The organism is Pseudomonas antarctica, from assembly GCF_900624995.1.
GTDB lineage: Bacteria > Pseudomonadota > Gammaproteobacteria > Pseudomonadales > Pseudomonadaceae > Aquipseudomonas > Aquipseudomonas antarctica.
The window spans coordinates 1-4,795 of the sequence record NZ_UYXQ01000199.1 but is presented as its reverse complement, the minus strand read 5'-3'; the positions used below and the strand labels follow the sequence as shown (position 1 = coordinate 4,795).

The following is a 4,795-nucleotide window of genomic DNA, read 5'->3' as shown; positions in this document are numbered from 1 at the left end:
GGGAAATGGACATGGTCCACCCAATCGCCTGTTTCGACCGTGAGTAGATGGCGCAGGGTTTTGGGCTTGTTGGCGGGGACAGACAGGATCCACAGCGTGTGCCGACTGATCTTCACATCAGCGTCGGCCACCAGCGTTTGCGAGGCGTAGGCATTCACGCCTGGCGCCAGCCCGGACGGCGGGTCATAGGGCGAAGGCTCTGGCTTTTTGGGCGCGGCAGCAGGCGTTTGCAGGTTGTAAGTGGCGGCTAGATAAGCCAAAGGCAATAGCATGTGCGCATCCTTCACGGTCAATGGTGATGAACCCTGACGCCATATCAGGGTTGACCATTTTGTGTAGGCGCGACCGAAAGCGTTCCAGAGCGCGTTCTCTGACTAGTGTGCGAAATATTGCGCCCTGGCCACGATGGCTATTTATTCACCAGCTGCATGGCGACTTCGCCGTAGCGCGAGCCAGCCGTAGCGCCCGCCGGGAAGATCGACGCCAGTGCCGCCAGTTCGGCAGGGCTTAACGTGATATCCAGCGCCGCGACGTTCTCTTCCAGGTACTTGCGTTGCTTGGTCCCAGGAATCGGAATCAGGTAATCGCCTTGCGCAAGTACCCAAGCCAAGGCCAATTGCCCGGCCGTGATGCCTTTTTCGGCCGCCAGCGCCTGCACCTGGTCCACCAGCAGCAGGTTTTTTGCGAAGTTTTCGCCTTGGAAGCGCGGGCTGGAACGGCGGTAGTCGTCGTCGGCGAAATCATCCGGGCTTTTCAGGGCACCGGTGAGGAAGCCACGGCCCAACGGGCTGTAAGGCACAAAGGCGATGCCCAGGCGTTGGCAGGCGGCCAGGCAACCGTTGTTTTCCTGGTCGCGGCTCCACAGCGAGTATTCGCTTTGCAGGGCACTGATCGGGTGCACCTTGTGCGCACGTTCCAGGCTGGCGGTGGACGCTTCGCTCAGGCCCAGGTAACGCACTTTGCCTTGCTTGACCAGTTCGGCCATCGCACCGACGCTTTCTTCGATGGCCACGTCGGGGTCGACGCGGTGCTGGTAGTAAAGGTCCAGAGTGTCTATGCCCAGGCGCTTTAACGTGCCATCAATGGCCGTGCGGATGTACTCGGGTCGCCCGTTTACGCCGCGACTTGCAGGGTTCGATGGGTCACGTACAAAGCCGAATTTACTCGCCAGGAACACTTGGTCACGTTTGCCGGCGATGGCTTTGCCGATCAGCGCTTCATTGGTGTGAGGGCCGTACATGTCAGCGGTGTCGAGCAAGGTGACGCCCAACTCTAGCGCGCGGTGCAGGGTCGCGATAGCTTCCTGGGTATCAGTGCCAGTGGTGTAGAAGTCAGTCATGCCCATGCAGCCGAGGCCGATGGCGCTTACTTGAGGGCCGTTCTTGCCGAGTTGACGGGTGTGCATCGGAGCAGCTCCTTGGTGGGGAAAGGCCTTATTGTTGTCCTCGACAAGCCGGGGATAAAGCGGCTAAAACCGCTATCACTATTATGATTTTCTAAATAATCACAGAAGGCAGCTCGGCTTTGGATCGATTTAACGCCATGCGCGTGTTCACCCGAATCGTTGAATTGGGCGGTTTCGCCAAGGCCGCCGACAGCCTGCAACTGCCGCGCGCCAGCGTCACGATTCTGATCAAACAGCTCGAAGCGCACCTGGGGGTGCAGTTGCTGCACCGCACCACGCGACAGGTCAGCGCGACGCTGGATGGCGCGGCGTACTACCAGCGCTGCGTCAGCCTGTTGGCGCAGCTTGAGGAAACCGAAGCGGTGTTCTCCAGTCAAAGTAGCCCGCGCGGCACGTTGCGTATCGACATGCCGTCAGGCATCGGACGATTCCTGGTGATTCCCGCGCTGCCCGCATTCAGCACGCAGTACCCGCACATCGACCTCGAAATCGGCCTCAACGACCGCCCGGTCGACCTGATTCGCGAAGGCGTGGACTGCGTGCTGCGCGGTGGCTTGGCGCTGGACGATTCACTGGTGGCACGGCCACTGGCGATGATGGATCAGGTCACCTGTGCCAGCCCTCAATACCTGCAACGTTTTGGCCTGCCTCACACCGTTGAAGACCTGGCCGGTCATCAAGTTGTCGAGTACTTTTCCAGCAGCAGCGGTAAGCGCTATGGCCTGGAGTTCCAAGTGGGCGAGGGCATTCGCTTGGTGGATTTACCCAAGCAGGTCGCCGTCAACAGCGCCGACGGTTACCTCGCTGCCTGCGAAGCGGGCTATGGCCTGGTGCAGACGCCTTACTACCATGCCATGCGCCAGTTGCAAGCTGGCAGCCTGGTAGAAGTGCTCAGCGCGATCAAGCCGCCGCGACTGCCGCTGACCGCGCTGTACCCGCCACATCGCCAACTGTCCCCACGGGTGCGGGTGTTTGTCGATTGGTTGGTGCAGCTATGTGCCCGCCCGGGCAATGGTTTGCAACGCTAGGCCTGAGCCTTGCGATAGGCGCCGGGCTGCTGCCCGGTGACTTTGTGAAACGCTCGGGTGAGCGCCGCGACCGATTGATAACCCACCGCCAGCGCTACGTCCGCCACCGTCTGGTCTTGCTTGAACAGCTGGCAGCCATGGCGCATGCGTATCATCAACAGCACATGCCCCGGCGATTGGCCGCACAGTTCAGTGAACCGTTTGAAAAACGCCGAACGCGACAGTCCGGTGCACGCCGCCATGCTTTCCAGCGTCCAGGCATCCGCGGGGCGCGCGATCAGTTGTTCCAGCAGGTTGGCGAACGACGGTTGCCGGGCCAGTGCAGCCAGGCCGCCAAGCTCGGTGTTGTCGATGACTTGCTGGCGCAGCACGTACAGAAACAACAAGTGGCAAAGGCGCTCAAGCAACGCGCAAGAGGGCGCGGGCGTGCGTTCGCATTCTTGCAGGATCAGTTCGAACAGCTGACGCGCGGCGGTCAGTGATGGGTCGCCGGCACGCAGGATGATCCAGGCGGGCAGGGTGTCGACGATCAGCGCCGACAAGCCGGAATGGAAGTGGAAGAAGCCGCAGACAAGGCCCACGCCATCGTCGGCGGCGCTGTCAAGCGCCAGCATCGGCCGGCGCGGGCGTGCCTGCGCTGCCACGGCCGTGGCTTCCCCGGACAGCTGAAATTCAAGGTCACGCAGGAGAAACACGGCATCCCCATTGTTCAAGCTTTGCGGGGTGGGTTCACCGTCGATGTGCAGCCAGCACTGCCCCTGCACAACCAAGTGAAAGCTGGCGCTGGCCAGGCCATGCGTACTCGCATGCCAGTCGCCACAATAGCGGCCGACATGGAACAAACGGGTGTTTAGCTCAAGGCTGGATAATAACCAATCGACAAGTGCACTGGACGAATTCATCTAAGCGAAAGACTCTAGAGCAAGTAATCGCTACTTTAGCCTATTGAGACGATTTTTTATAACCAACAGACTGGGTGCACGAACCCATCAGGAGACCACTCCATGTCCCGTGTACCGTTGTTGACCCCCGAAACTGCGCCAGACGCCGCCAAACCCTTCCTGGAAAACGCCCTGAAAACCTCGGGTTTCATTCCGAATCTGCTCGCAGTGTTGGCCAACGCGCCGGCTGCGCTGGAAACCTACATCACCGTCTCGGGCCTCAACGCCAAGGCAGCACTGAGCCTGGCCGACCGTGAAGTGGTGCAGCTGATTGCCGCCACCACCCACGGCTGCGATTTCTGCGTGGCCGGGCACACCGCCGTCGCGCGCAACAAAGCCAAGCTGCCGGAACACGTGATCGAAGCCTTGCGCCAGCGGGGTGAACTGCCTGATGCGCGCTATGAGACACTCGCCGCCTTCACCCGTGAAGTGATCGCCACGCGTGGTGATGTCAGCGACGCAGGTTTCGAGGCGTTCCGTGCCGCCGGTTATTCCGAAGGCCAGGCCTTGGAGGTGATTTTGGGCGTGAGCCTGGCAACCCTGTGCAACTTCGCTAATGTGTTTGCCCGCACCCCGCTGAACTCGGAGCTGGCGCAATACCGTTGGGAAAAACCGGCAAGCTGAGGCGCACACGCGCAGGTGTTGGTCCACACGTTGTAAAAGGAGAGACATGAATGCTTGACCCAATCTTGAGCCGTTGGCTCGACGTTCAAGCGCAGGCCCTGGATGTGGGCAGTTGCGATCCACAGGAAGTGCTGCCACGGCTGGCAGACGCTAATGTATTGCGTGTCGGCGTGCCAAAAGCCCTCGGTGGCCTGGGCGGCGATGTGGCCGGTGCGGTGGAAGTCATCGCCAATGTCGCCAGCCATTCGTTGGCGGCGGCCTTTGTATGCTGGGGCCAGCGATCTTTTATCGAGTATTTGTTGCAGAGCCCGAATGAGCGGTTGCGTGAGCAATTGTTGCCGGACTTGCTCAGCGGCAAGCTGGCCGGCGCCACGGGGCTGTCGAATGCGATGAAGTTTTTGTCAGGCATCGAGACGCTGCAAATCAGCGCCGAGCCCACCGAAGACGGCTGGACCCTCAACGGTCGCCTGCATTGGGTGACCAACCTGCGCAAGACCGGCTTTGTTGCCGCCGCCGCGATTGAGCATGCCGGGGGCGGTGCGCCGTTTATCCTGGCGATCCCGGATTCGGTTGCAGGCCTGCAACGCTCGCGCGACCTGGACTTGCTGGGGCTGCAATCGAGCAACACCGCGGCGCTTGGGCTCGAAGGCGTTGAGCTGAGCCGTGATTGGTTATTGCATGAGGATGCGCGTAAGTTTTTGCCGACCGTACGCCCGGCGTTTCTTGGCTTGCAGTGCGGTATGTCGATCGGGCTGGCCCGCCGGTCGCTGGCGGCGGTGGCCAACCACTTGGGGTGG

5 protein-coding genes and 1 pseudogene are annotated in these 4,795 nt (G+C 61.0%); 3 read left to right on the top strand and 3 right to left on the bottom strand.

The window, feature by feature from the left end:
- A pseudogene (locus E0F99_RS28975) lies at positions 1-272 on the bottom strand (M91 family zinc metallopeptidase); the annotation flags it as partial.
- Between the two features lie 137 nt (positions 273-409).
- Positions 410-1,405, bottom strand: coding sequence for an aldo/keto reductase (locus E0F99_RS28970; RefSeq protein WP_083358547.1), 996 nt, complete (start codon positions 1,403-1,405; stop codon positions 410-412).
- A 119-nt stretch (positions 1,406-1,524) separates the two neighbouring features.
- Here E0F99_RS28970 and E0F99_RS28965 point away from each other — a divergent pair, with 119 nt between their 5' ends.
- Positions 1,525-2,433: a LysR family transcriptional regulator gene (locus E0F99_RS28965; protein ID WP_083358546.1), complete on the top strand. Its 909-nt coding sequence runs from the start codon at positions 1,525-1,527 to the stop codon at positions 2,431-2,433.
- On the opposite strand, the gene E0F99_RS28960 is transcribed toward E0F99_RS28965, so the two are convergent.
- Positions 2,430-3,335, bottom strand: coding sequence for an AraC family transcriptional regulator (locus E0F99_RS28960; protein ID WP_130909098.1), 906 nt, complete (start codon positions 3,333-3,335; stop codon positions 2,430-2,432). The genes E0F99_RS28965 and E0F99_RS28960 overlap by 4 nt on opposite strands.
- Before the next feature lie 102 nt (positions 3,336-3,437).
- On the opposite strand from E0F99_RS28960, the gene E0F99_RS28955 reads away from it, so the two are divergent.
- Positions 3,438-3,998 (top strand): carboxymuconolactone decarboxylase family protein, encoded by a 561-nt coding sequence (locus tag E0F99_RS28955; RefSeq protein ID WP_083358544.1) that lies wholly within the window; start codon positions 3,438-3,440, stop codon positions 3,996-3,998.
- Between the two features lie 50 nt (positions 3,999-4,048).
- The coding region (locus E0F99_RS28950; protein ID WP_130909097.1) for an acyl-CoA dehydrogenase family protein at positions 4,049-4,795 on the top strand (747 nt) is incomplete at its 3' end.

What these genes read in the sequence shown, in the direction of transcription:
- E0F99_RS28970 (WP_083358547.1), bottom strand. Translation starts at nt 1,405, where the DNA reads ATGCACACCCGTCAACTCGGCAAGAACGGCCCTCAAGTAAGCGCCATC.
- E0F99_RS28960 (WP_130909098.1), bottom strand. Translation starts at nt 3,335, where the DNA reads ATGAATTCGTCCAGTGCACTTGTCGATTGGTTATTATCCAGCCTTGAG.
- E0F99_RS28955 (WP_083358544.1), top strand. Translation starts at nt 3,438, where the DNA reads ATGTCCCGTGTACCGTTGTTGACCCCCGAAACTGCGCCAGACGCCGCC.